24 protein-coding genes and 1 tRNA gene are annotated in these 25,400 nt (G+C 73.8%); 11 read left to right on the top strand and 14 right to left on the bottom strand.

Translation table 11 applies throughout. The features are described from left to right. Positions 1 to 185: 185 nt before the first annotated feature. The 4 genes from J5Y04_RS27690 to J5Y04_RS27675 form a co-directional block, all read right to left on the bottom strand. On the bottom strand, positions 186 to 1,103 hold the full coding sequence (locus J5Y04_RS27690) for an AraC family transcriptional regulator (RefSeq protein ID WP_209415143.1): 918 nt from the start codon (positions 1,101 to 1,103) through the stop codon (positions 186 to 188). A gap of 157 nt (positions 1,104 to 1,260) precedes the next feature. Continuing rightward, positions 1,261 to 2,058, bottom strand: a complete 798-nt coding sequence (locus J5Y04_RS27685) for an SCO1664 family protein (protein WP_241681555.1) — start codon at positions 2,056 to 2,058, stop codon at positions 1,261 to 1,263. A 44-nt stretch (positions 2,059 to 2,102) separates the two neighbouring features. After that, positions 2,103 to 2,681 carry a DUF3090 domain-containing protein gene (locus tag J5Y04_RS27680; protein ID WP_209415142.1) on the bottom strand — a complete coding sequence of 193 codons (579 nt, stop codon included), beginning with the start codon at positions 2,679 to 2,681 and terminating at the stop codon, positions 2,103 to 2,105. Positions 2,682 to 2,869: 188 nt separating this feature from the next. Next, the gene (locus J5Y04_RS27675; protein ID WP_209415141.1) at positions 2,870 to 3,598 is read right to left on the bottom strand and encodes an MSMEG_4193 family putative phosphomutase; all 729 of its coding nucleotides are present in this window, start codon (positions 3,596 to 3,598) and stop codon (positions 2,870 to 2,872) included. A 217-nt stretch (positions 3,599 to 3,815) separates the two neighbouring features. Between J5Y04_RS27675 and J5Y04_RS27670 the strand changes: the two genes are divergently transcribed. Next, complete coding sequence (locus J5Y04_RS27670; protein WP_209415140.1) at positions 3,816 to 4,808, top strand: magnesium and cobalt transport protein CorA; 993 nt, start codon at positions 3,816 to 3,818, stop codon at positions 4,806 to 4,808. A 246-nt stretch (positions 4,809 to 5,054) separates the two neighbouring features. On the opposite strand, the gene J5Y04_RS27665 is transcribed toward J5Y04_RS27670, so the two are convergent. Next, a complete protein-coding gene (locus J5Y04_RS27665) occupies positions 5,055 to 6,101 on the bottom strand; it encodes an LLM class F420-dependent oxidoreductase (protein ID WP_209415139.1) in 1,047 nt (348 codons plus the stop codon). A 385-nt stretch (positions 6,102 to 6,486) separates the two neighbouring features. Here J5Y04_RS27665 and J5Y04_RS27660 point away from each other — a divergent pair, with 385 nt between their 5' ends. The 5 genes from J5Y04_RS27660 (at position 6,487) to J5Y04_RS27640 (ending at position 12,615) form a co-directional block, all read left to right on the top strand. Beyond that, positions 6,487 to 7,467 carry an aldo/keto reductase gene (locus J5Y04_RS27660; RefSeq protein ID WP_209415138.1) on the top strand — a complete coding sequence of 327 codons (981 nt, stop codon included), beginning with the start codon at positions 6,487 to 6,489 and terminating at the stop codon, positions 7,465 to 7,467. A 324-nt stretch (positions 7,468 to 7,791) separates the two neighbouring features. Then, positions 7,792 to 10,119 (top strand): helix-hairpin-helix domain-containing protein, encoded by a 2,328-nt coding sequence (locus J5Y04_RS27655; protein WP_209415137.1) that lies wholly within the window; start codon positions 7,792 to 7,794, stop codon positions 10,117 to 10,119. Between the two features lie 134 nt (positions 10,120 to 10,253). Then, entirely contained in the window at positions 10,254 to 10,814 is a 561-nt protein-coding gene (locus J5Y04_RS27650) for a cysteine hydrolase family protein (protein WP_209415136.1), read from the top strand. Positions 10,815 to 11,043: 229 nt separating this feature from the next. Beyond that, a complete protein-coding gene (locus J5Y04_RS27645) occupies positions 11,044 to 11,826 on the top strand; it encodes an SDR family NAD(P)-dependent oxidoreductase (RefSeq protein ID WP_209415135.1) in 783 nt (260 codons plus the stop codon). Positions 11,827 to 11,979: 153 nt separating this feature from the next. Next, the gene (locus J5Y04_RS27640) at positions 11,980 to 12,615 is read left to right on the top strand and encodes an ester cyclase (RefSeq protein WP_209415134.1); all 636 of its coding nucleotides are present in this window, start codon (positions 11,980 to 11,982) and stop codon (positions 12,613 to 12,615) included. Between the two features lie 115 nt (positions 12,616 to 12,730). Here J5Y04_RS27640 and J5Y04_RS27635 read toward each other — a convergent pair whose 3' ends face one another. Further along, positions 12,731 to 13,336, bottom strand: coding sequence for a hypothetical protein (locus J5Y04_RS27635; protein WP_148647722.1), 606 nt, complete (start codon positions 13,334 to 13,336; stop codon positions 12,731 to 12,733). A gap of 454 nt (positions 13,337 to 13,790) precedes the next feature. On the opposite strand from J5Y04_RS27635, the gene J5Y04_RS27630 reads away from it, so the two are divergent. Continuing rightward, on the top strand, positions 13,791 to 14,000 hold the full coding sequence (locus J5Y04_RS27630; RefSeq protein ID WP_037846781.1) for a DUF5703 family protein: 210 nt from the start codon (positions 13,791 to 13,793) through the stop codon (positions 13,998 to 14,000). A gap of 275 nt (positions 14,001 to 14,275) precedes the next feature. Here the strand turns inward: J5Y04_RS27630 and J5Y04_RS27625 are convergent, their stop codons facing one another. The 3 genes from J5Y04_RS27625 to J5Y04_RS27615 all read right to left on the bottom strand — a co-directional run bounded on the left by J5Y04_RS27625 (position 14,276) and on the right by J5Y04_RS27615 (position 17,369). Next, positions 14,276 to 15,127, bottom strand: a complete 852-nt coding sequence (locus J5Y04_RS27625; RefSeq protein ID WP_209415133.1) for a chaplin — start codon at positions 15,125 to 15,127, stop codon at positions 14,276 to 14,278. Between the two features lie 394 nt (positions 15,128 to 15,521). Next, a complete protein-coding gene (locus tag J5Y04_RS27620; RefSeq protein ID WP_209415132.1) occupies positions 15,522 to 15,767 on the bottom strand; it encodes a chaplin in 246 nt (81 codons plus the stop codon). Between the two features lie 255 nt (positions 15,768 to 16,022). Beyond that, on the bottom strand, positions 16,023 to 17,369 hold the full coding sequence (locus J5Y04_RS27615) for a M20/M25/M40 family metallo-hydrolase (RefSeq protein ID WP_307853326.1): 1,347 nt from the start codon (positions 17,367 to 17,369) through the stop codon (positions 16,023 to 16,025). A 293-nt stretch (positions 17,370 to 17,662) separates the two neighbouring features. Between J5Y04_RS27615 and J5Y04_RS27610 the strand changes: the two genes are divergently transcribed. After that, positions 17,663 to 17,750 (top strand) — tRNA-Leu (locus J5Y04_RS27610). 153 nt (positions 17,751 to 17,903) lie between these two features. Here J5Y04_RS27610 and J5Y04_RS44030 read toward each other — a convergent pair. Further along, complete coding sequence (locus tag J5Y04_RS44030; RefSeq protein ID WP_209415131.1) at positions 17,904 to 18,119, bottom strand: YrhB domain-containing protein; 216 nt, start codon at positions 18,117 to 18,119, stop codon at positions 17,904 to 17,906. 397 nt (positions 18,120 to 18,516) lie between these two features. Between J5Y04_RS44030 and J5Y04_RS27600 the strand changes: the two genes are divergently transcribed. Then, positions 18,517 to 19,620 carry a CapA family protein gene (locus J5Y04_RS27600; RefSeq protein WP_256463563.1) on the top strand — a complete coding sequence of 368 codons (1,104 nt, stop codon included), beginning with the start codon at positions 18,517 to 18,519 and terminating at the stop codon, positions 19,618 to 19,620. A gap of 655 nt (positions 19,621 to 20,275) precedes the next feature. Here J5Y04_RS27600 and J5Y04_RS27595 read toward each other — a convergent pair. Further along, a complete protein-coding gene (locus J5Y04_RS27595) occupies positions 20,276 to 21,292 on the bottom strand; it encodes a DUF2278 family protein (RefSeq protein WP_209415129.1) in 1,017 nt (338 codons plus the stop codon). A gap of 253 nt (positions 21,293 to 21,545) precedes the next feature. Between J5Y04_RS27595 and J5Y04_RS27590 the strand changes: the two genes are divergently transcribed. After that, the gene (locus J5Y04_RS27590) at positions 21,546 to 22,217 is read left to right on the top strand and encodes a MarR family winged helix-turn-helix transcriptional regulator (RefSeq protein WP_209415128.1); all 672 of its coding nucleotides are present in this window, start codon (positions 21,546 to 21,548) and stop codon (positions 22,215 to 22,217) included. 22 nt (positions 22,218 to 22,239) lie between these two features. After that, a complete protein-coding gene (locus tag J5Y04_RS27585; RefSeq protein ID WP_209415127.1) occupies positions 22,240 to 22,686 on the top strand; it encodes a hypothetical protein in 447 nt (148 codons plus the stop codon). 50 nt (positions 22,687 to 22,736) lie between these two features. On the opposite strand, the gene J5Y04_RS27580 is transcribed toward J5Y04_RS27585, so the two are convergent. From J5Y04_RS27580 to J5Y04_RS27570, 3 genes are all read right to left on the bottom strand, one after another. Continuing rightward, positions 22,737 to 24,119 carry a chloride channel protein gene (locus J5Y04_RS27580; protein WP_209415126.1) on the bottom strand — a complete coding sequence of 461 codons (1,383 nt, stop codon included), beginning with the start codon at positions 24,117 to 24,119 and terminating at the stop codon, positions 22,737 to 22,739. A gap of 256 nt (positions 24,120 to 24,375) precedes the next feature. Then, positions 24,376 to 25,131 (bottom strand): TetR family transcriptional regulator, encoded by a 756-nt coding sequence (locus J5Y04_RS27575; RefSeq protein WP_209415234.1) that lies wholly within the window; start codon positions 25,129 to 25,131, stop codon positions 24,376 to 24,378. Between the two features lie 145 nt (positions 25,132 to 25,276). Continuing rightward, positions 25,277 to 25,400, bottom strand: a 124-nt coding sequence (locus J5Y04_RS27570; protein WP_256463564.1) for an acyl-CoA dehydrogenase family protein, incomplete at its 5' end; no start/stop codon positions are given.

Here is a 25,400-nt window from a genome sequence, read left to right as displayed (position 1 = left end):
TGGAGTGTGGTGGACGGAGTGGTGCGGTGGACGGAGTAGTGCGGTGGATGACGCGGTGCGTGGATGACGCGGTGGATGGGCGGTGCGGTGGATGGGTGGCCCTTGCCATGGTGGGGGCATGACAAGGGCCGAGCCGGCCGCCCGCCCGGTCGCTCCGAGCGGGCCACCGGCGGCCAGCAGCCAACCTACGGGCCGTCGGGGGCCGCCGCGATGGACGCGATCCGGGGATCGTGGTGTTTTCCTCCGACCCGGACCCGGAACTCCCCCGGCGTCATCCCGGTCTCCCGCCGGAAGAAGCGGCAGAAGTACGCCGGGTCGCCGAACCCCGCCTCCCGGGACACCTGGCGGATCGTCAGATCGGTGCACGCCAGCAGTCGTTTCGCCTCCAGGGTCTGCTGCTGGCGGATCAGCCTGCCGGGCGTACGGCCGGTGGCCTGCTTGACCAGCGCCTGGAGGTGCCCGGGCGAGACTCCCAACTCCTGGGCGCAGGAGGCCACCGAGCGCTGGACCCCTCCCGGGTCGGCGATCAACCGGCCGAAGGCGGCGGCCAGTTCGGCCTGGCGGCCCGGCGCCGCACCACCCTCGCCCGGGGCGCGGGCGCGCAGCGCGCGGACGATCAGGATGTGCAGGCTGGCCCGCAGCACGCCCGCGTAGCCGGCCGGTCTGGTCCGGTACTCGTGTTCCATGTCGGCCAGCAACGCGCCGATCGGCCCGGCCTGTTCGCCGAGCGGGAGCACCGGGAGGGTGGCCAGGGCGCGCAGCGCGGCGACGTCCTGGGGCTGGGAGAGCAGGAAGTCCTCATTGAAGAGGACGACCTGACCGGTGAGCCCGTCCGCGTCGGCCCAGTAGTGCACCTGGCCTGGCGCGATCACGCACAACTGCGGTGGCCGGAGCGGCCGGTGGACCAGGTCCAGGACGTGGGCCCCGGCGCCGCCGGTGACGTAGACGATCTCGAAGAAGGAGTGCCGGTGGGGGAAGCCCGCGCGGGAGAGCGGGCCGATGGCGTCGAAGCCGCCGATCGCGAACGGCAGCAGGTGTGGCAGCGGGACCTGTAACCGGTGCAGCGGCAGGTCCAGGTGGGGGGTGGTCCGTCGCTCGTCCATCGGAGCAGTCTGCGGCCGGACAGCCGTACCGGTCCAGACCAATCCTGGCCCGGCCTTGCCCGGCCGGGCCCTGCCCTGCCCGGGTCCGGCCCCACCCCGGTCCGCCCCTGGGCCGGGGGCGGGCACGGGGGCGGGTGCCGATGCGTTCAGGTGCGCGTCAGATCGGCGGCCAGGGGATCGACGGCCAGTCCTCGGAGGGCAGCGGGTGCAGGCCGGTCCGCCGCAGCCCGTCCACCCGGTCCCGGGCGGCGGCGAGTTCGGCGGCCGTCAGGTGCGGGGCGAGCCGCTCGGCGAGGCCGCCGTCCAGCTGCTCCGCGAGGCCGGCCAGTACCTCCAGCGCCTCCTCCGGCAGCGGCTGCCCTGCCCAGCCCCAGAGCAGGGTGCGCAGCTTGCCCTCGGTGTTGAAGGTGACACCGTGGTCGATGCCGTAGATCCGGCCGTCGGCGGCGGGGATCAGGTGACCACCCTTGCGGTCGGCGTTGTTCAGGACGGCGTCCAGCACGGCCAGCCGCCGCAGCCGCCGGTCGTCGGGGTGGACGAGCAGTGCGGTACGCCCGTCGCCGACCTCCGCCTGCACGATCGGCAGCCAGCCGTCCTCGGGCCCCCGGGGGTCCTGGAGGGCGAGCAGCGGTTCGGCGTCCGGGTCGGGCTCGACCCAGAGCTGCACCATGCCGGGCCCGTGCGGCCCGTCGCGCAGCACGGTGGGCGGGATCAGCGCCCAGCCGGTGGCGGCGGCCAGTTCGTACGCGGCGACCTCGCGGCCGGCCAGCGTGCCGTCGGGGAAGTCCCAGAGCGGGCGTTCGCCGGCCACCGGCTTGTAGACGGCCTGCGCGGTCAGTCCGTCCAGCGTGACGCTGCAGTACAGCGCCGCGTTGGAGGCGTCGGTCAGCCGGCCGTGGACGGCCAGCGCGCCCTCGCGCAGCAGGTGCAGCGCGGTGGGCGGGTCGGCGGCCAGGGCGGCGCCCGCCGCCGGGTCCGCCTGCGGAGGGGTCTCGGTGTTCAGCGCCGGTAGCCGTTCGCGCGCGGGCACAGGTGGCCCTCCGGGTCGAGCGGCAGGTTGCAGAACGGGCAGGGCTTGCGGCCGGCGGCGACGAGGTCCAACGCCCGCTTGGCGAAGACCCGGGCCATCGCTCCGGTGAGCCGCACCCGCAGCATGTCCGGGCCGTTCTCGTCGTCCTCGAAGACGGCCTCGGCGGCGTTCTCGCCGTCCTCGTCGTCCTCGTCCTCGATCACCGCCTGCGCCTCGACGACCAGCCGGGCGTCGATGCTGTCCCAGGCCAACGCCATGGTGCCGACCCGGAACTCCTGCTCCAGCGGCAGGTCCAACGGCGCGGTGTCGAGCAGGTCGACCGGCGCGGTGGCGGGGATGGCGGCATCGCCGCCGCTGCGCCGCAGGGCCTCGTCCAGCACCTCCTCGATCCGTTCGGCGAGCGCGGCGACCTGGGTCTTCTCCAGCAGCACGCTGGTGATCCGCCCCCGGGCGGAGGCCTGCAGGTAGAACGCCCGGGCGCCGGGCTGGCCGACGGTGCCGGCCACGAACCGTTCGGGCTGGTCGTAGAAGAAGACCTGACGGGGCACGCTCTCGCTCCGGATCGTGTCGATCGTGGTAGGGGTCGGTCGGTCGTGGGGCGCTCGGGGTCGGTCGCGGCTGGTCGCGAGCCGGTGGTCGGGGTGGGGCCGGGTCCCGGTGGGACCCGTTAGTCACCCTACGACCTCCCGGCCCGGCCCGGGGAGCCGAGCCCGGGACCGGACACCGCCGGCTCCGGTCAGGCCGCGCCGGTGGCGCCGCCGACCACCGCGTCGCCGTCGGCGGTGCCGGCACCGCGCCCGGCGTGGCCGGTGGCGTCGGCGTCGCGCGGCCCGGGGGCGAGCGAGGCGAGGTCCCCGGTGTCGCCCATCCTCAGGACGAACGGCCGCTTCGGCGTGTAGCGGATCGCGGTGACCGAGCAGGGCTCGACGCTGATCCGCTGGAAGTGGTCGAGGTGCAGGCCGAGCGCGTCGGCCACCACCGCCTTGATCACGTCGCCGTGCGAGCAGGCGATCCAGACCGCGTCCTCGCCGTGCTCGGCGGCGATCTTCTCGTTCCACTCGCGGACGGCGCTCACCGTCCGGTGGCTCAGCTCGCGCAGGGACTCCCCGCCGGGGAAGGCGGCCGCCGCCGCGTGGTCCTGGACGGTGCGCCAGAGCGGCTCCTTGGCCAGCTCGGCCAGCGGGCGGCCGGTCCAGTCGCCGTAGTGGCACTCGCCGAGCCGCTCGTCCTCGGTGGGGCCGCCGAGTTCGGGCCGCGCGGCGAGCAGCGGCTCCAGCGTCTGCCGGCACCGCTCCAGCGGGCTGCTGACGGCCTGCGCCAGCGGGATCCCGGCGAGCCGGCCGGCCAGAGCGGCGGCCTGCGCGCGCCCGGTGTCGTCGAGGTCCACCCCGGGCGTCCAACCGGCCAGGATTCCGGCGGTGTTCGCGGTCGAGCGGCCGTGGCGGACGAGCAGCAGGGTGGGCATGGGGCCTAGCGTACGGCCTCCCGGGCGGGGCGCGGACGGGAGGCGGGCGGGCGGCGAGCGGCCAGGAACGGCAGCGGGCGGTTCCGGGACGGCGGAGGCAGTGACGTGAGGCGGCTGCGGCCGGGCGGGTCCGGGGCGGCGGGAGTGGTGCCGGATTGGTGTGGAGCATCGGTACGACGGGGCGATGTGCCGCCACCGCCGCCGTCCAGGGGCCACAATGGCCCGCATGATCGTCCACTGCGCCATCTACCGCGACGGCTGCCGGATCGAGGGCCCGCAGGACCACACCGGCGCCCTCGCCGCCGCGCGGGCGGCCGGCAAGGGCAGTTTCGTCTGGATAGGCCTGTTCGAGCCGACCGCCGAGGAACTCGACCAGGTCGGCACGGAGTTCTCGCTGCACCCGCTGGCCGCCGAGGACGCCGTCCGCGCGCACCAGCGCCCGAAGGTGGAGGCCTACCAGGACTACCTGTTCGTGGTGCTCAAGACGCTCGGGTACCACCCCGGTGGGCACGCGGTGACCAGCGGCGAGGTGATGGTCTTCGTCGGCGAGGACTTCGTGATGACGGTCCGCCACGGTGCCGACAGCCCGCTCGGCGGGCTGCGGGCGGAACTGGAAGCGCAGCCCGAGGTGCTGGCGCTCGGGCCGAGCGCCGTCCTGCACTCGGTCTGCGACGTCGTGGTGGACGGCTACGTGGACGTGGTCGTCGCGCTCCAGGCCGACCTGGACGAACTGGAGGCCGACGTGTTCGCCCCCGGCAGGGTCGACCGCGCCAACGCCGGCCGGATCTACGGCTACAAGCGCCAGCTGGTGGCCGTCCGACGCGCCACCGGCCCGCTGCTGGAACCGATGCTGCGGCTGGAACGCGGCGGCGTGCCGTTCGTCCGCGCCGAGGCGCTGCCGTACCTGCGGGACGTCGCCGACCACCTGGCCCGGGCCAACGACCAGGTGGACGGCATGGACCGGCTGCTGTCGGACATCCTCAGCGCCAACCTGGCGCAGGTCAGCGTGCAGCAGAACAACGACATGCGGAAGATCTCGGCCTGGGCGGCGCTGGCCGCCGTGCCGACCATGATCGCTGGCGTGTACGGCATGAACTTCGAGCACATGCCCGAACTGCACCAGCCGTGGGGGTACCCGGCGGCGCTGACGCTGATGGTGGCGGTCTGCGTGGTGCTGCACCGGGTGTTCAAGCGGCACGACTGGCTGTAGGGCACGCGGCCGGTGGCCCGCGCAGGGGGCCGGGTGCGTGGCGGTCTGCGTGGTGCTGCACCGGGTGTTCAAGCGGCACGACTGGCTGTAGGGCACGCGGCCGGTGGCCCGCGCAGGGGGCCGGGTGCGGGGGTGCCGGGCGCAGGCGGCCGGGCGCCGAAGGGGTACCGGGCGCGGCCGGCTTTCCGGCTCGGCCGGCCGGCGGGGCGGGCCCGCCGGCCGGACGACCTGCTGGGGCGGGGCGGATCAGGCCAGCCCGGCACGCTCCAGCGCCTCGACGCCCGTCCGCAGCGCCTGCACCCGCTCGTCCAGGGTGAACCCGGCCGGTGCCAGGGTCAGCGTGGTGACGCCCGCGTCCGCGTACGCCTGCATCCGGTCGGCGATCCGGGCGGTGTCGCCGACCAGCGAGGTGGCGTCGATCAGGTCGTGCGGGACGGCCGCCGCGGCGCCCGCGTAGTCCTTGGCGAGGTACTTCTCCTGGATCTCGTCCGCCGCCTGCTCGTAGCCCATCCGCCGGGTGAGCTGGTTGTAGAAGTTCTTCTCCTTGCTGCCCATGCCGCCGATGTAGAGGGCGGCGTAGGAACGCTGGGAGTCGACCCCGGCCTTGATGTCCTCGCCGACCGCGATGGTGACGGTCGGGCAGAGGTCGAAGCCCTCCAGGGTCTGCCCGGCCTTGGCCCGGCCGGCCTTCAGCGGGTCGAGGGAGAGCGCGGCGTGCTCGGGCGAGAAGAAGATGCCGAGCCAGCCGTCGGCGATCTCGCCGGTCTGCTCCAGGTTCTTCGGGCCGATCGCCGCGATGTACAGCGGGATGTGCTCGCGCACCGGGTGCACGGTGAGCTTGATCGGCTTGCCGGGCCCGCCGGGCAGCGGCAGCGTCCAGTGGGCGCCCTCGTGGACGAGCCGCTCACGGGACATCGCCTTGCGGATGATCTCCACGTACTCGCGGGTCCGGGCCAGCGGCTTGTCGAACTTCACGCCGTACCAGCCCTCGGAGACCTGCGGCCCGGAGACGCCGAGGCCGAGCCGGAACCGGCCGCCGGACAGGGTGTCCAGGGTGGCCGCCGTCATCGCCGTCATCGCCGGGGTGCGGGCCGGGATCTGGAAGATGGCCGAGCCGATGTCGATCCGCTCCGTCTTGGCGGCGACGAAGGAGAGCACGGTGGCCGCGTCCGAGCCGTAGGCCTCGGCGGCCCAGCAGACCGAGTAGCCGAGCCGGTCCGCCTCCTGGGCGACGGCGATGTTGTCGGCGTCCATGCCGAGTCCCCAGTAGCCGAGGTTGATACCGAGTCGCATCTGCCAAGCCTTCCAGTCGGGTTGTTCGCGAGGGTAACCGCGCACTCGGCGGTCATGCTACTGGCCGGTAGGTGTGGGCCGGGACACATTGCGGGCGCCCCGGCGCGCGCCGGGGCGGGCGGCACGTGCGCGCCGGGGCGGTGACCCCGGACGCCGGGCGGGCGGTCACCCGCGCGCCGGTGGGCGGCCCCGCGCGCCGGGGCGGTGGCCGGCGGCCTGCGGTGACGGCTCCGCGGGCAGTGATCGTTCTGCGGGTCTGCACACCAGCCCGGGCACCGGCCGCTACGCTCAGCCGACGTGGGGACGCCTCTCCCCACCTGCGCGTTCGCCAGGCGGGCCGACGTACCCGGCGACCCGCGTTCAAGGCCAGTGGAGGGCCCGTCCGATGGAAATGCGACACCTCGGCCGCACCGGGCTGCAGGTCTCCCGGCTCGGCCTCGGCACCATGACCTGGGGCCGCGACACCGACGAACACGAAGCCGCCGAGCAGCTCAAGGAGTTCGTCGAGGCCGGCGGCAACCTCGTCGACACCGCCGACGTCTACGCGGACGGCGGCGCCGAGTACCTGCTCTCCCGGCTCGCCGACAACGTCGTCCCCCGCTCCGACCTCGTCATCGCCACCAAGGCGGGCAGCGTCCCCGAGTCCGCCCGCCGCTTCGACGGCTCGCGTGGCCACCTCCTCGCCGCCCTCGACGCCTCGCTGCGCCGGCTCGGCACCGACTACGTCGACCTCTGGCAGGTGCACGCCTTCGACCCGGTCACGCCGGTCGAGGAGACGCTCACCGCCCTCGACATCGCCGTCACCTCCGGCCGTGCCCGGTACGTCGGGGTCTGCGACTTCAGCGGCTGGCAGCTCGCCAAGGCGGCCACCTGGCAGCGCGCCCACCACGGCCGGGTGCCGCTCGCCGGCGCGCAGCTGGAGTACTCACTGCTCCAGCGCGGCATCGAACGGGAGGCGCTGCCCGCCGCCCGGGACGCCGGGGTGGGCCTGCTCGCCTCCTCCCCGCTCGGGCGCGGCGTGCTCACCGGCAAGTACCGACACGGCTTGCCCCAGGACTCGCGCGGCGCCTCGCCGTACCTCTCCGGATTCGTCCAGCCCTACCTCGGGGAGCGCTCGCGGCGGATCGTGGACGCCGTCGCCACCGCCGCCGACGGCCTCGCCAGCAGCCCGCTCGCGGTGGCGCTCGCCTGGGTGCGGGACCGGCCGGGCGTCGCGAGCGCGCTGGTCGGGGCGCGGACGGCGGCGCAGCTCCAGGCGGCGCTGTCAGTGGAGGCGCTTACGCTTCCGGATGAGATCCGCGGTGCGCTCGACGACATCTCGTCGCCGGTCCACCGCTACCCGGATCAGGGGTGGAGCGAGCTGTAGGGCCCGCGTCGCCCGTGGTCCGGGCGGCTTCGAGCCGCTCCGACCCGTTCAGACCCGTTCAGACCCGTTCAGACCTGGCCCGACCGGACTGGACCTGACCTGGCCCACCCTGACCTGCCGTGACCCGACCCGACCTGTTTTGATCTGATCCGACCTGTTTCGACCTGCCCGACCGACCCCATCGGCGCAGCCGCTCCGCGCGGCCGTGCCGTCCCGACCATGCCGACCGCGCCGACCGCGCCGGGGCGGCCGCCTGCGGCCCGCCGTCGCGCCGTCCGGTGCGGTCCGGTGCCAGCTGTGGAGTGACCTTTCTTGGAGCGAACGATGAGTGACACGGAGAACGGCGCTCCGGAGGAGACCACGGTGACCCCGGGCCCGGACGGCAGCGCCGAGAGCCGCGGCAGCGGCGACACGGACAAGGCGGCCGCCGTCGCGGCGCTTGCCGCGGCGATCCGGACGGTCGGGAAGCAGTCCGCGGGCCCCGCGCCCGAGGCCTCGCCGGCCGCCCCCACCGGCGGCCCGGACGCCACCCCTTCGCCCGGTACCGCTCCTTCACCCGGTACCGCTCCTTCACCGGAGGCGTCGGCTGCCGCCCGTCCGTCCCCGGTCCGGGGCGGGACCGACGAGCAGCGTGCGCAGGCCCTCAAGGACACCGCCGAGGTCCTGGCCGCCGGCGGCGCACCGACCGACCTCGCGACCGCCGCCGTGGCCGCGTTCGGCGACGGCGCCGCCGGGCAGCTGCGGGCCGACCCGTGGGCCGTGCTGACCCTGCCCGGTGTCCGCCCCGAGCACGCGGACGGCTTCGCCCGCGGTCTGCTCGGTCCCGCCGCCGGCCCCGGCGACCCGCGCCGGGCGCAGGCACTGGTGCCGTGGCTGCTGGAGCAGGCCGCACTGCGCGGCCACTCCGCCGTGGAGATCGGCGAGGTGACCGCCGGGCTCGACCGTCTCGGTCTCCCGGACACCGCCGCCGCGCTCCAGGCGGCCATGGACGACGGCCGGGCGCTGCCGTTCCAGGAGGAGCTGACCGGTGCCGAGGCGCACGCCGCGGGTGGCGGCGAGGAGGACGACGAGCCGCCGACCCGGATGCTGCTCGCGCTGGAGCGGCTGGCCCTCGCTGAGGACAGCCTCGCCGAGGGCCTGGTCCAGCTGATGTCCACCTTCGTCCCCGGCGAGGACGGTCCCGAGGGCGAGGACCAGCCCGAGGACGAGCACCGGCCCGAGGACGAGCACCGGCCCGAGGACGAGCACCGGCCCGAGGACGAGGGCGGTCCCGAGGGCGGTCCCGAGGGCGGTCCCGACGACGAGGGCGTGCCCGCTGACGGAGGTCCGGCCGGGGAGGCCGCCGACGGCGCCGCCGCCGAACCGGCCTCCGACGAGCACGACGCCGCCGGACACGACACCACGGGGCACGACGCCACCGAGCACGGTGCCGAACCGCCCGCCGCGCCCGAACCTCCCGCCGCGCCCGGCCCGGCCGCCTGGGAGGCGGCCGCCGTCGCCGCCACGTCCTCCTCCGCGACCGCCCTGATCCGGGCCGCCGCGGAGAACGCCCTGGTCACCCACACCGGCGGCGAGGCCGCGCGGGCCGAGCCGGCAGCCCTGGTCCGGGCGGCCACCGGCCTCGGGCTCCGCGCCTGGGCCGCCACCTGGACCAACCAGGGCCGCGACAGCCTCGCCGCGCTCGCCGAAGGCCCCTTGCAGGTCGCCACCCTGGCCGAGCTGCTGGCCGGGACGGCCGGCCCCGGCCGTTCCCCGGACGGCACGCTCGCCCTGGACGTCCTGGTCGTCCTGGACGCCCCGCTGCTGGACGTCGAGCTGGCCGCCACCCTGCTGGAGTCGCTCGCCGACGGCACCCGGCTGGTCCTCAGCGGCGACCCGGGCCAGCTCTGGTCCGCCGGTCCCGGCCGCTTCTTCGCCGACCTGATGGCCGCCAAGGTCTGCCCGTCCGTGGCCTCCCGCACCCCGGACTTCGGACCGATCGGCGAGCTGGTCTCCGGGGTCGGCATCGGCGAGCTCCAGCCGGTCGAGGCGCCGGACAAGGAGGTGGTCATCCTGACCGCCAAGGACGGCGCCGAGGCCGTCCACCGTGCCGTGCAGCTGCTCACCGACTCCATCCCGCGCGCGCTCGGCATCCCCGCCGAGCAGGTGGTGCTGCTCACCCCCGGCCACGGCGGACCGGCCGGCACCCGGGCGCTCAACGCCGCCGCCAAGGCCCGCCTCAACCCCGGCCCGGGCCGCTTCGCCGGCTTCGACCCGGGTGACCGGGTGGTCGACTCCCCCGCCCCCGGCATCACCCGCCCCGCCCGCGTGCTGGACGGCGACGCCACCGGTCTGCACCTGGAGTACGCGGACGGCGCGCGGCGCACCGTCCCGCCCGCCGAGGCCGGCCGACTGCGGCACGGCTGGGCGCTGACCGTCCACCAGGCGGTCGGCCGCCGCTGGCCGGGCGCCGTCGTGGTCCTCCCCGAGGACGCGGGCGCGGCGCTCACCCGCCAGTGGGTGTACACGGCGTTCGGCCGCGGCGAGCGCCACCTCTCGGTGGTCCACGCCGCCGGCCCCGCCCTCCCCCAGGCCGTCGCCGAGCGCCCGGCCCAGCCCCGCACCACCCGGCTGCGTGCGGTCCTCGCCGAGAACGCCGCCCAGGTGTACTGACGGCGCGGGCACGTACCGGGAACCGATTGCGGTGGGGGCAGGACCCCCGCCGCCACCGCAATCGGCTGGTCCGCCGTCAGTGGTCGGCGCTAGCGTGCGGGGCGCAGTAGTCCATCGTGCGCAAAGGGGAGACCATGACCACCCTCGAGAACCGGCCGAACACCGCACTTCTCGTGATCGACGTACAGAACGACGTGGTCGAGGGCGCCTACGAGCGCGACGCCGTCGTCGCCAACATCGCGGCCCTGGTCGAGAAGGCCCGGCTGGAGCAGGTGCCGGTCATCTGGGTCCGGCACTCCGCCGAGGACCTCGTCCTCGGAAGCGACGGCTGGCAGATCGTGCCCGAGCTGGTGCCCGCCGAGGGCGAGGCGATCGTCGAGAAGCTCTTCCGCGACTCCTTCGAGGACACCACCCTGGAGGCCGGACTGGCGGGCCTGGAGGTCGGGCGCCTCGTGGTCACCGGCGCGCAGACCGACTTCTGCGTCCGCTCGACGCTCCACGGCGCCCTCGTCCGCGGCTACGACGCGATCCTGGTCAGCGACGCCCACACCACGGAGGACCTCTCCTCCTGGGGCGCGCCGAAGCCGGAGCAGGTCATCGCCCACACCAACCTCTACTGGTCCGGCCAGAAGGCGCCCGGGCGGACGGCCGGGACGGTCGAGACCAAGAACGTGGACTTCGGCCGCACGGCCTGAGCCCGCGCCCCAGCGCTCCCGAGCGGCTGCCGGCCGGCGCCGGTTCCGCAGTCCGGCCCGTGCACGGGAAGTCGGATCCGCCGACTTCCCGCGCACGGGCCGCGCACGTTCCCCGGTACTGCCATGACGGGCGTTCATGGCAACGATAGAAACCAAGCCTTGGACGCATGACACCTGGTCGGCGGAGGGTGGAGAGCACTTCCCCACCCCGACCGAGGAGTGCCGTTCCATGGATCTACAGCTCACTGACCAGGTGGTCGTCGTCACCGGCGCCTCCGCCGGAATCGGCGAGGCCACCGTCCGGCTGCTGGCCGCCGAGGGGGCCGTCGTGGTGGGCGTCTCCCGCTCCCCCGAGGGCGTCGAGAAGCTGGGCGACCGGGTCGACGCACTGGCCGCCGACCTCACCGAGCCCGGCACGGCGGACCGGATCGTCGAACAGGTACTGGCCCGGCACGGCCGGCTCGACGCGCTGGTGAACAACGTCGGCGGCCTGGACGCCCGGAGCGGCTTCCTGGACGTCACCGACGAGCAGTGGCTTGCCACCTTCGACCTCAACTTCCACTCCGCGGTGCGCATGAGCCGCGCCGCGCTGCCCGCCCTGCTGCGCACCGGCGGGGCGATCGTGCACGTCGCCAGCGAGGCCGCCCGGCTGCCCGACAGCCCGCTGGTCGACTACGCGGCGGCGAAGACGGCGCTGCTGTCGCTCTCCAAGTCCCTCGCCGTGGAGTTCGGCCCCCGGGGAGTCCGTTCCAACGTGGTCTCGCCCGGACCGACCCGCACCCGCCTCTGGGACGCTCCCGGCGGCTTCGCGGAGCAGCTCGCCGAGGGCTTCGGCCTGCCGACCGAGGCCGCGATCGACCACTTCGTCCGGGAGGTCCGGCGGCTGCCGACCGCACGGCTGGGCACGCCCGAGGACGTCGCCCGGGTGATCGCCTACCTGGTCTCGGCGCCCGCCGGCCAGGTGACCGGCGCCGAGTGGGCCGTCGACGGCGGCGCGCTCCGCCAGCTCTGAACCCCCTCTGAACCCCCGCCGGGCTGCGCACGTCCCGTACCGCCTTGCCCTGGGCACCCCCGTGCACGGCCCGCCCCGCCATTCCCCGTACACATCCGTGCACCCCTGTGCACCGCCCGTACCGCCCCGCACCTGAGAGGAACGTCCGAAACCATGCGTCCGCGCCAGCGTTTCCGCACCACCGCCACGGCCGCCGCCGGCATCGCCGCCCTGCTCGTCGCCGCTGCGACGGTCGGCAGCGCGCCCGTTGCGACCGCCGCCTCCGAACACCCCTCCGCCACCCACGGTGGCGACCGTGCCTGGCGGCTGGTCGACCGCACGCCGGGGCTCGTCCAGCCGCGCGCGCTCACCGTGGACGGCTCGCTCCCCGCCCGACGGGCAGCCCAGGAGATCCGGCTCGCCCAGCAGCTCTACACCTTCTGGAACACCGGCGAGCAGCGTTACCTGGACTCCGCCGTCGACCCCGGATTCCGGGACAACACGCTGCCGGAGGGGCGCCCGCAGGGCCCGGCCGGGCCGGCCTTCGCCTCCCGCACCTTCCGTGCCGCCGTGCCGGACCTCAGCTGCGAGCTGTCGGACCTGCTGATCACCGGCGACCGGATCACCGCCCGGCTGGTCTTCCGCGGCCACTTCACCGGGACCTTCAACGGTGTGCGGGGGCAGGGCCAGCGCGTCGAGTTCAACGCGATCGACATCCAGCACGTCGGCACGGTGCGGATCATCGAGGACTGGCACATCGAGGACAACCAGGCCCTGCTCGCCCAACTCGGCGCCGGCGCAGGCCGTTGAGCGCCGACCACTGGGCGCCCTGCCTCCGGAGCCGGCGGCGCGGCGGGGAGAGGTACCCCGCCGCGCCGCCCGGCGTGACGCCGCGGCCCGCGGAACGGACCGGGAGCGACCCGGATCAGTCGTCGAGGTCCTCGTCGTCGTAGACCTCGCTGACGTCGAACCGGCAGATCAGCAACTGCGGGTCGGCGTGCTCGAAGGGCTCCGGCAGCCACTCCCCCGGCTCGGACGGCTCGGCCGCCGCGACCCAGAGCGTCGAATCGCCCTCCTCCAGGCCGAACTCCTCGCTGCGGGCGGCGATCTCGTCCGGCTCGTACTCGCCGAACAGCACGCCGATCGCGGCGTTCAGACCGCCCGTGCCGCCCCCGCCGGGGGTCAGCGACTCGTCCAGCCGCTCGGCCTGGGCGCGAAGCCGCTTCGAGTCCACCACGTGGTAGTCGCGGCGGATCAGCACGCTGATCGACTCGGGCTGTTCCGGACCGTGGTAGCCGCCCGGCCCCTCGTCACCGGGGACCTCGAACGGGGTGACCTCGTCGTAGACCTCGTAAAGGAGTTGGTCGTAGGCGATGGCCGCCGTCGCCAGCTGCTCGTAGGCGGCGAACACAGCGGGATCGTCCGCTGCGCTGGGGCTCGACACCGCTTCCAGATGACGGTCGATGGCGGCCTTGACCGCCTCGGCGGCGGCGCGTACCTCGGCAATGGTGGGCTGCGCGGCATCAGACATGGTGCAGACGCTATCTCCCCGCGGCGTCGGTACGCACAGCGGTTGTCACCTACACCCGCGATTTCACCGCAACTTCCGCCCTGATGTCCGATCCGCGTGGATCTGTGCCCGCGTACGCCCGCGCGCGGGCCGCGGCGACGGCACGGCTGGGCCGTCCGAGTGCCGCTTGGCGAGCCATGATCGGGGTATTCCGTCAGGAGGAGAAACGGAACTGATGCACTGTCAGGATCCCGGGCGCGGCGCAGGTGGGCCGGCGGCGGTTCGGCGGCGGATCGAGGGCGGGCCGAGGGCGGGCCGCCTGCGGTTCTGCCGGCGATCCCCCAGGCGGTCCACCCGGCGGGTCCCGGGCGGGACCACGGGTGAGCGCTCGGCGGGAGTGCGGCCGAAAATGCCCGGGCCCGTTGTCGGGGGCAGGCCGTAGGCTTGCCCGAAGGTGTCCCTCAGGAGGAGCGTTTTGACCCCACCGAAGCCGGTCCGGCAGCCGGAGTACGAGTACCAGTCGCTGCGCATGCCGCGCGGCACCTCACGCAACGCGGCACGCCAACTGCTCACCGACCACGCCGAGTACGGCCACTGGGAGCTGGACAGACTGCGCCTGTTCCCCGACGGCAGCCGGACGGTGCTGCTGCGGCGACGGATCATCCGGCAGGTCCGGAGCTGGTGACGGCCGTCACGCCGTGGGCGTGATCACCGACCCCGGCGCCTGAAGCCCCACGCCCGTGCCTTCGCGCGCCCGCGGCCGTCCGTTCATCCGACGGCCGCGGGCGGCTTCTCCGGCTCGGCGTGCGCCGCTCAGCACGCTCCGCGCGACGTGCGCCGTGGCCTCGCCTGGCGGGGCCCACTCAGCGGGGCCCCGCTCGTCGCGCCCTCAGGGCATGCGGTTCAACCCGCACAGGCTTCCGGTCACGGGCCCACGGTCCCAGCCGGAACGCCCGAGGATCAGCGCGCGCCGGCGCGGGCGCGGCGGTAGAGGACGCCACCTCCGACCAGTAGGGCGAGGCCGGCCGCACCGAGCAGTTCGGTGCTTCCTGCACCGGTCGACGCCAGCTGGCTCGCGGTGGCCTGCGGGCTCTCGGTCCGGACCGAGGCCGGCACGGCCTGAGCGGTGGGGGTGGCAGCAGGAGGCGTGGACGGGCTCCCCGTGCGCGGCGGGATGCCCGGCGGCGTCGTTTTGTTGTCACCCGGGCCCTGTGAGGGCGGCGTGGACGGGTGGGTGGGCGGCGGGTTGTGCGGGGTGTGCCCCTCCGGACAGTCGTCGTCCGGCTTGGTGGGCGGGGCCGACACCGGGTGGCTCTCGTTGCCGCAGGCGTTCCCGAAGGCCGGGTTGCCGACGCCGACCACGTCGACCGAGTTGCCGCAGGCGTTGACCGGCACGTGCACCGGCGCCTGGATGCTGTTGCCGGAGACCGCCCCGGGCGAACCGGCCGCCGTGCCGGATGCCGAGGATCCGGAAGCGGAGGACCCGGAAGCGGAGGACCCGGGTGCCGAGGAACCGGAGGCGGAGGATCCGGAGGAGCCGTGACCGCCGCCGGCCGGGTGCCCGCCGCCGCTGGCGTTGGCACAGTGGTTGCCGTACGCCGGGTTCAGCGCGCCGACCACGTCGACGGTGTTGCCGCAGGCGTTGATCGGCACCTCGACCGGCACCTGCACCGAGTTCCCCGAGGCCACGCCCGGGGAACCGGCCGCGACCCCCTGCGCCTCGGCGCCCGCGTAGGCGTAGCCGGCGGTCGAGGCCAGGACACTGCCGGTGGCCACGGCCGTGAGGAGCCCCTTCTTGGCTACATTCCTCATATTTTCCCCTGACGTATCGAAACGACGTGATGACCTAAACGAAAGTCGGAATTTCCGAATAACTGGCTAGGTCTTCGGCTGCACAGGGGACAACGAGGCTGGGGCATCGAGGTTGAGCCGAACGAACCCTCTTCACCCGATCGAGCGAAGCCACCCACAGGCAGTGGACAAGCACCCCGACAGCCCCGGGCGGATCCAGCGAGATCCCGCACGGACCGGAGCGAGTCCTGGCGGCGTCTCCCCGAGCGGGTCCTGGCGGCCCGGAGCAGGCCGGCCGGACTGCCGGACGGACCCGGGCAGTGAAGCGCCCCCGGTGCGGCGCGTCCGCCACCCGGGGGCCAAGTCAGTCAACCCGATGACCAGCCTGTCAGCCGATCACACGGTCAACCTGCGCTCAGAAGTTGGCGCAGTGGTTGCCGAAAGCCGGGTTCAGAACGCCGATCACGCTGACGGTGTTGCCGCAGAGGTTCACGGGGATGTGCACGGGGATCTGCACCTGGTTGCCCGAAACCACGCCCGGCGAGCCGGCGGCGACACCATCGGCCGCGGCACCACCGTGGGCGGACGCAACACCGGCGGCGGCCAGCACCAGGCCGCTGGTGGCGGCGGTCACGGCGGCGATCTTCTTGAGCTTCATCATTCCTCCTGTACGGACTGCGCAACCCGTTCGGCGGGCTGCAAAGGAATGAACGAGGGTGTGGCAAACGGGGTACGGAACCTTTTCCCCATTCACCCGCAACGGTGACGCCTCGCACAAGATGTCGACCTGGAACCTAGCGGAGAAACGTTTCTCTGGATCTTTGTTCCGCCGTCCCAAATCATTAGCTCGGACAATGCGGATGGCCCGCCCCCGGGCACCCCGGGAACGGGCCTCGCCCCGCTCGGGGCCGGTTGCTCAGCTGAGGTCGATGAACCGGTCCAGCACCCGGACGCCGAACTTCAGCCCGTCCACCGGCACCCGCTCGTCCACGCCGTGGAACATCCCGGCGAAGTCCAGCTCCGGCGGCAGCTGAAGCGGCGCGAAGCCGAAGCAGCGGATCCCGAGGTCCTGGAACGACTTGGCGTCCGTCCCGCCGGAGAGGCAGTACGGCACGGCGCGCGCGATCGGGTCCTCGGCACGGAGCGCGGTCTGCATCGCCTCCACCAGCGCTCCGTCGAACCCGGTCTCGATCGCCTTGTCCGAGTGCAGGCTCTCCCGCTTCACGCGCGGGCCGAGCACGCTGTCCAGCTCGGCCAGGAACTCCTCCTCGTAGCCGGGCAGGAATCGCCCGTCCACGTGCGCGGTCGCCTGCCCGGGGATCACGTTCACCTTGTAGCCGGCGCCGAGCATGGTCGGCTGGGCGGTGTTGCGCAGCGTGGTGCCGATCATCTTGGCGATGCCGCCCAGCACCCGCAGCGTCTCGTCCATGTTCTCCGGGTCGAGCTCGACGCCGAGCGCGTCCGACAACTCGTCCAGGAAGGCCCGGACGGTCTTGGTGATCCGCAGCGGGAACTTGTGCCGCCCCAGCCTCGCGACCGCCTCGCACAGCTCGGTGATCGCGTTGTCGTCGTTCTCCATCGACCCGTGCCCGGCCCGGCCCTCGACCGTGAGCCGCATCCAGTGCATGCCCTTCTCGGCCGTCTCCACCAGGTAGAGCCGGGTCTGGTCGTTGACGGTGAACGAGAAGCCGCCGACCTCGCCGATCGCCTCGGTCACGCCCTCGAACAGACCCGGGTGCTTGTCCACCAGGTACCGGGCCCCGTACGTGCCGCCCGCCTCCTCGTCCGCGAGGAAGGCCAGCACCAGGTCGCGCGGGGGCTTGCGCCCGGTCCGCAGACGGTCACGGACGACGGCCAGCGTCATCGCGTCCATGTCCTTCATGTCGACCGCGCCGCGCCCCCAGACGCAGCCGTCCGCGATCTCGCCGCCGAACGGGTCGTACGTCCAGTCCGCGGCATTGGCCGGCACCACGTCGGTGTGCCCGTGGATCAGGAGGCCCGGACGCGACCGGTCCTCCCCCTCGATCCGCACCACCGTCGACGCCCGCCCCTTGGCCGACTCGATGATCTGGGGTTCGAGACCGAACTCCGCGAGCTGTTCGGCCACGTACTCGGCGGCCTTCCGCTCCCCCGGCCCGGAGCCGTCGCCGTAGTTGCTGGTGTCGATCCGGATCAGATCGCGACAGATCTCGGCGACCTCCGACTCGGCCGTCACCTTCGGCGCCGCCGCCCGCCCCGCCGTCGACTCGCTCCGCTCGCTCACGGTCACTCCTCGTCTCAGCCCCGCACCGGCGCACCACCGCGCCACCCCCGGGACCTGCACCCGGGCCGTACGAGCACGTCCGCCCATACTCCCCCAGCCCCCCACCCGGATCCACCCCGCGGACCCGGGGGAAACCGCAGGAAACCCCCTGGTCACACCCCCGCCACAGACCACTCCCCTCCCCCGCCGCCTGCCCCCGCACCCCCACCCGGAGCCGTTTTGGGAGCTCAAGCCGATCTTTGCTACAGTTACATCTGTCAGCGCGGCCGAGGAAGCCGCAAAGACAACACCTAGTCCGGGTGGCGGAATGGCAGACGCGCTAGCTTGAGGTGCTAGTGCCCTTTATCGGGCGTGGGGGTTCAAGTCCCCCCTCGGACACCACGAGTGCGGGTCAGGAGAAATCCTGACCCGCACTTTGCGTTTGCGGGTCGCCGCTTCGGCGGCACAGACCGGGAACCGGCGGCAGCGGCAATCCGTCGGCGCCCGGGTCGCCGCCGGCCACCCGGGCGCGGTCGGCGGGGGCGGGGATCGCGCTCAGAGCTCAGACTCCGGAGGCGGGGGAAAGACGCCCGTTTCCATGAAGTACTCCCCCTGCCTGACCGACAACGAGGACGGGAGGAACGCGACCGTTCCGTCGTCCTTGCGAACGTAGAGGGCGCGTGACATGGGCCGGTTCTTGGGATCGCCGGTATCCAGATACTCCTGGGTCTCGAACCGGACGTTCCACGCCCAGCCGAACTCCCCTCCCACTCCTCGCGCAGCACGACCGTCCGCGGCGTTGCGGATTGGATCCTGCCCGGAAAGACCCGGACCGCCTCGATCGCTTCCTGTTTCCTCATTGGATGTGTTGCTCCTTCGCCAGGGCCCCCGGACAGCGAGGCCTTGACTCTCAATACGGCATGAGCTGGACCTCTGCAAGCCGTCGTGCGCAGCAATATGAGGGAGCGTCAGGACTCTGTGGCGGGGTCGGAGCCAGGACACCCGTCGAGGCCGTGGTTCGCCTCAGTGGGAACCGGCGCGCTCCGGCGGGCGGTCCTGTCGGGCGAGGTCGCCGCGGTGGCCCCGCTCGGGGACGACCGGGCGGGGTTCCCCGCAACCTGCGACGCGGCGGTGGCGGGCCTAGCGTTGTGGTGTGGACGCGGGAGCGTTGAGCTTGTTCCTCTGCGGCGACGTGATGCTCGGCCGCGGTGTCGACCAGATCCTGCCGCACCCCGGTGATCCGACGTTGCGGGAGCCGTACGTCCGGGACGCGCGGGACTACGTCGAGTTGGCGGAGGCCGTGTGCGGCCCGATCCCCCGGCCGGTCGACTTCTCCTGGCCCTGGGGGGAGGCCTTGGAGTTGCTCGACGAGGTCGCGCCCGACGTCCGGGTGCTGAACCTGGAGACGAGCATCACCCGTAGCAACTCCTTCGCACCGGGGAAGGAAGTGCTGTACCGGATGAACCCGGCAAACGTCCCGTGCCTGGCCGCCGCCCGGCCGGACGTCTGCGTGCTGGCCAACAATCACGTACTGGACTTCGGCCTCCGTGGACTCGGGGAGACGCTCGACGCCTTGGCGGGGGCGGGGCTGACCTCGGCGGGAGCAGGACGGGACGCGGCCTCCGCCCGGCGGCCGGCGGTCATCGGGGTCGGCGACGGCGGGCGGGTCCTGGTCTTCTCCTTCGGGACGGCGTCCAGCGGCATTCCGTGGCGGTGGAGCGCGGCCGGGGAGCGGGCCGGCGTCGACTTCGTCTCGGAGGCCTCGGCCGTCGACGCGGCCGATGTCGTCGACCGGGTACGGCAGGTGAGGCGACCGGGCGATGTCGTGGTCGCCTCGGTCCATTGGGGGTCCAACTGGGGCTACCGGATCTCCCGGGACCAGACCCGCTTCGCCCACGCCCTGGTCGACGGCGGCGTCGACGTCGTGCACGGGCACTCCTCCCACCACCCCCGCCCCGTCGAGGTCTACCGCGGGAAGCTCATCCTCTACGGCTGCGGCGACTTCATCGACGACTACGAGGGCATCGCCGGTCACGAGCAGTACCGGGACGACCTGCGGCTGCTGTACTTCGTCTCGGTGGACCCGGGGAGCGGGGATCTGGTCGGTGTCCTCATGGCGCCGGTCCAGGCTTGGCAGATGCGGCTCCGGCACGCCTCGCACGCCGACGGGCAGTGGATGCGGGAGGTGCTCGACCGGGTCAGCCGCGGATTCGGCGTCCGGATCGACCCCGGTCCCGACGGCATGCTGGCCCTGCGGCGGACGTGGGGGTGACGGACCGGGCGAAGGCGGAGCGGCGTGGCACGGCCTGGAGCGACAGGGTGCGGCCCGGAGCCGCGTGGGTGGCACGGGGCGGCGCTCGGCCGGCCCGCGTCCGGATCGTCAACGGGCGCTCCAGACCGGGCAGCCGGGGTGGTGGCGGCGCGTGCGGATGACGGTGCCGCCGAGGGAGCGGTGCTCGGTGACGGAGGCGTCGCAGCACCCTGTCCGCCGGGCCGCGGGTGCGGGGCCCCGCGGTGCGGTCGACACGGGAGGGACGGACGGCTCAAGCGGCTTGGCCGACGCGGTTGGCGGCTTGGCGGTGGCCGGTGCCGCCGCCGAGGCCGGAGGAGGAGTGGAGGGAGCGGTCTTGGCGGGGGCCGGCTTCCGGTGCGGAGCGGCCGGGCGACGACGCCGGCGGCGGCGCGGTGTGGAGGTGGTCACGGGCGGGATCTGCCCCGGCCGGGCCCGGTGAAATCCGGGGCTCACTCGGACGAGGGACAAGAGGAGGCCGGCAGGGGCGGGCAGCGTCACCGGGCCCGGGCCCGCACCCGGATCCGGCGACGGCCCGCGACGGCCCGCGACGGCCTACGAACGCCATAAGGCGCCAGAAGGCGTCAGCGGGAGTCAGAGGGCATCAGAAGACAGCGGAAGGCGTCGGATTACTACCTCAGAAGGTGATCGTCCGGCCCTCGGCCGCGGCCTGGCGGGCGGTGTAGGCGACACCGTGCACCTTGAGGCCGCTCGGGTCGAGCAGGGTGATCGCCCCGCCGTGGTTGCCGAGCTCGAAGCCGCCGGCGCCGTGCACGGTGAGCGCGGCCCCGGCGGCCAGCGGCCCGGCGGGCAGGGCGAGCCGGTGCTTGGCCTGGTCGGCGAGGTGCCAGCCGGCCAGGTCGACGGGCGCCGCGGAGGTGTTGAGCACGGTGACCGTCTCGTCCTCGGGAGCCGGGCCGACCGGGTTGACCACGGCGGCGACGATGCGCAGCGCGGTGTCGTGGCCGGTCGGGTCGGTGGGGCGCGGCGGGGTGCCCGGGAGAGTGTGGCCGGTGGCGTCGTCGGTGTGCCAGGCCTGCGACTGGAAGGCGAGGAACACGGCGATCCAGCGGTCCTCGGAGGGCAGGTGGATCAGCAGCCCTCCGTCCTGGTAGACGCCGTCGTCCGCGCGGAAGCGGCCGCTGTTGCCCTGGTTCATGTGGATGTCGTGGACGCCGTTGCCGGGCGTGAAGCCGAACACCTTGTCGGGGACGGTCGGCTCGGGGCCGAAGCGCTGGCCGATCAGGTAGACGGCGGCGGCCGGGTCGTTGATCGCGCGCTGGACGTAGTGGTCGAGCAGGTCGGCGAGGTCGTTGTCGGCACCGGGGGCGTCGGGCGGCAGCGTGCGCAGGGCGGCCGGGTCGAAGAGGTTGCCGCGGATGAAGTCCAGACTCGCCGTGCCGGGCTTCGAGGGGAGGTCGGTCCAGCCGCTGCCGGCGGCGGGAAGCAGCGCGGTGAGCGGGTGCCGGAAGTCGTCCACGACGACGTAGAGCAGGTCCGAAGGGGACTGCTGCGACTGGACGTTGACCGCCGCCCGGTAGTCGGTGCCCTGCGCGTCGCGCAGGTGGATCTGGTAGTGCGGGGTGTCGGCGGCGCCTTCGCGGCGCCGCTCGACGGCGGTGGCGGCGAGCACGCCGTAGTTCTTCAGGGGCATCGGTGAGGTCCTTCGGCCGGTCCGGTGGGCTCCGGTGCGCCGTGCTGGGCGGGCACCCCTCCGTTATGCCGCACGGACCGCGGTCGGCACGGGCGAATCGACGGATGTTCACCGGCTGTCCGCCGAACGGGTGCACGGCCCGCCGTCGTTGACCCGGACGCACCTCGTCGGCCCGGGGCCGCCTCCGCTCGCGAGTGGTGCTGCCGCCCGGGCGTTGACACGCATCGCTCCCTATATACAGAATGACTTCATTATGAAGTACGTACATAAATCCGAGGAACCGGCCGCCGGTCCGCTCGACCGCGATGCCGAGGGCCGGCTGTACGACACCCGGGTCCGGGCCGCCATGGCCGGGTTCACCCGTGACGGGGACACCCTCGCCCTGGAGGCCGCGGCCGCCGCGCGCTCGGCCTTCCACGCCGTCGAGCGGCTGCGGACGCACGGCACCCAGGGGCGCGGGCTCAGCTCGGGCGCACTGGACGTGCTGATCCGGCTGAACGCCGCCGGGGAGGCGGGCGCGGCAAGCCCGACCGATACAGCCGATACGACCGGGACAACCGGTATGACCAGCACGAGCGGCGCAATCGGCACGGAGGGGCTCACCGTCGGCGAGCTGGCCCGGGCCGGCGGCGTCAGCTCGCGCAACGTCACCGGGCTGGTCGACACCCTGGAACGGGAGGGCCTCGCCCGGCGTCTGCCCGACCCCCGCGACCGGCGGGCCGTCCTGGTCACGATCACCCCGGAGGGACGGGCCTGGCTGGAGGCGTTCCGGGCGCCGACCGAGCGCGCCATGGCGGCGGTCTTCCACGGGTTCTCGCCCGACGAGCTGGCCCAACTGCGCCACCTCTGCCTCCGCCTGGTGGAGAACCAGCAGCGCATCGAGCAGTACCTCGACCGTCCGCAGCAGCCGGACAGGAAGCCCTGAACTCACCAGGAGGGGGAACACCATGAGCACTGTGAGCACCGAGAACACTGTGAGCACAGCCGAACGGCAGGCCCGGCAGTCCCAGCAGGCCCGGCAGACTCGCCGGACCCGGGAGACCGTCAGGGCGTACCACGAGGCCCGGCTCCGGGGTGACGTGGCGGGCGCCGCCGCGCAGACCGGCGAGCCGTTCGCCTTCCGCAGCCCGCTGATCACCTCGTCCAGCCCGACCGGCCACCTCGCGGGGCTGGACGGCTTCCTCGGGCTGGTCACCGGCGTCGAGCTGCTCAGCGAGCTGTACCGTCCGGAGGAGGCGACGCTGGTGTACGACGTGCACACCGCCTCGCCGGTCGGCACCCAGCGCACCGCCGAGCACTTCCGGCTGCGGGACGGGCGGATCGCCTCGATCGCGCTGATCTTCGACGCCGCCCCGTGGGGCCCGCTGATGGCCGCCGCCGTCCCGCCGGCGTAGCCGGAGGAACTGGTCCGACACGAACGCCGGAGGCGCGGGCCGGCCCGGCGTCAGCCCGCCTGCGCCCGGTCGTGCCCGTCCTGCGGAACGGCGGCCGGACGCCGGACGAGGCTTCGGGCCATCTCCCCCACGACCACTGCGGTTACCGACGAGACGATCAGCAACGGCATCGTGTTCACGGAGTCCGCACCGAGCAGCGCCGCCCCGAGCACCGCGCTGGTGACCGGCAAGCGGGTGACCGCCGCGGCGGAGGCGGCGAGCCCGGCCGCCAGGCCCGGCGCGTCGCCGAAGCCGGGCAGCGGGGCGCAGGCCACCCCGACGGCGGCGCCGATCAGGAGCGCCGGGAAGATCGGGCCGCCGCGGAGGCTGCCGAGCGCGATGCCCCAGCCGACCGCTTTGCAGAGTGCCAGCGCCAGCAGCGCCCCGATCGACCAGGAGGCCGGGTCGGCGGCCAGCGCGCCGAGGGTGATCTGCCCGGACAGGGCCGCCTCCGCGGGTGAGCGCCCGGTGAGCAGCGCGTACGCGGAGATGCAGGCGCCGACCGCGACCGCGCAGACCACCGTACGGGCCGCCGTCCGGCGGGCGGTCGGCGCCGGCCCCTGCGGCCTGCCGCTGGTGTACGTCTTGACCAGCTCTCCGATCGTGTGGGCCGCCACGCAGAGCACCGCCACGGCTGCCGCGACGGGGACGCCCCAGAGGAAGTCACCGGGGTCGGGGGTGCCCGCCGGCGGCTCGGACGACAGTGAGAGCGCACCGATCGACAGGCCGGTCCAGTGGCCGAAGCCGGTGAAGACCAGCGCGCCGATGCCGCTCGCCAACAGGCACGGCAGGATCAAGGCCATCAGCCGTGGGCCGCCGAGCCCGGCCGCCTCGATGATCATCACGGCGGCGACCAGCGGGCTGCCGAAGATGGTGGAGATCGCCGCCGCCGAGCCGGTCGCACCGAGCACGGGTGGCAACTGCGGCTGGGACGTCCGCTTGGCGGAGCTGACCGCGAGCAGGGCCAGGCCGCTGCCCATCGCCATCAGCGGCGCCTCGGGGCCGAGGACCGCGCCGAGCGGCAGGCAGGCCAGGGCCGCCAGCACCACGCCGGGGACGGCCTTCGGCATGGTCGGCGGGCCGCCGATCCCGTCCACCGGGATGTGGCCGCCGCGGCCCGGGAACCGGGTCACGATCGGGGCCAGCAGCAGACCGGCGAGCAGCAGCGCCGGCAGGGGCCACCACCAGGGCGGGCTGTCGAAGCCGGCGGCGTCGGGAAGGCTCTCCCAGATCCAGTGCTGGAGTTCGTGCTCCAGGCTGACGAAGCCGAACGCGGCCAGCGAGACCGGGATGCCGACCAGGGCCGAGACCAGCAGCAGTCCGAGGTACCCCTTCCTCAGCAACACCTCTTGCAGGGTGGGGCCGCCACTCGCCGTCCTGGTCTGCTCGGACAATGCCCGCTCCCTCGCGCTCCCCGGGGCCCGCCACCGCCCTGCCCCGTCCTGGGACCGAGTCTCGCCCGCGGCGCAGGGGCGCGCACGGTAACCGACGCGCTCCGCACGGCGCGCCCCAGGCGGGTTACGCCGCACGGGTGAGCCGTTGAGAGGGCAGCGCCGTTCAGAAGGCCAAGTGGCCTGGGAGGCCAGGAAGCCGGGAGGCCCGGAAGCCCAGGAGGCTCAGAAGAGCACGAAGCCCGGAAGAGTCACGGGATCACCGTGGCTGCACCTGGCGGGTCTCCCCCAGTGCGCTCTCGATCCCCTGCACCATCCGCCAGAGCGGCACCCGGCGGCTGGCGACCAGCACCACCACGTCGTCCGGATCCTCCTCACCGCCGGAGCCGGCAGCCGCGCCACCCGACGCCCCGCCGGACGCCCCGCCCGATGCCCCGCCGCCCGACGCGCTGTCGGCCGGACGGTCGCTCCAGGTGCCGGTGACGAAGGCCATCGCCGCGTCCACCTCGGCGATCCAGTCGCTCTCGCCGCCGGAGCGCAGCCAGGTCCGCAACGCGTGGTTGTGCGCGGAGACGACGGCGGCCGCGATCACGTCGGCCCGCAGCGCGCCGTCCGGCCGGTCGGCGAAGCGGCCGCGCAGGTAGTGCGCGAGCGTGTGCTCGTAGCGCCAGACCACCGACAGCTCGTACGCGCGCAGGCCGGGCACCTTGCGGGTGAGCCGGTAGCGCTGCACGGAGAAGGACGGCTGCTCGGCGTACATCCGCAGGACGAGGCGGGCGGCGTCGCAGGCGTGCCGGACCGGGTCCTCCTCGCCGTTGCCGGACTCCAGGAACTCCGTCATCTCGGCGAGGCTGCGCTCGTGGTCGGGGAAGACCACGTCCTCCTTGGCCGGGAAGTAGCGGAAGAAGGAGCGCCGGCCGACCCCGGCGAGCGAGACGATGTCGTCGATGGTGGTCTGTTCGAAGCCTCGTTCCAGGAAGAGCTCGAAGGCGGCGGCGACCAGCGCCTCGCGCATCGCCGGTTTCGGCGGCCCGTCGTTCATGGGCTGGTCCTGTTCTTCCTTCTCGCTCATTCCCGGAACATAGCACCGGCTTCGAACAGCCGGACCCGCGTGTCCGGCGGTGCACCGCGGTCCGCCGGGTGCACCGCCGCGCGCCGGACTACGGCAGGTTGCGGGCCATCACGATCCGCTGGATCTGGTTGGTGCCCTCGTAGATCTGCGTGATCTTCGCGTCCCGCATCATCCGCTCCAACGGGTAGTCCCGCGTGTACCCGTACCCGCCC

It is taken from the genome of Kitasatospora sp. RG8, assembly GCF_017813315.1.
Taxonomy (GTDB): Bacteria; Actinomycetota; Actinomycetes; order Streptomycetales; family Streptomycetaceae; genus Kitasatospora.
Note: the sequence above shows the minus strand (reverse complement) of the source record. Positions and strands in the feature narration are given on the sequence as shown.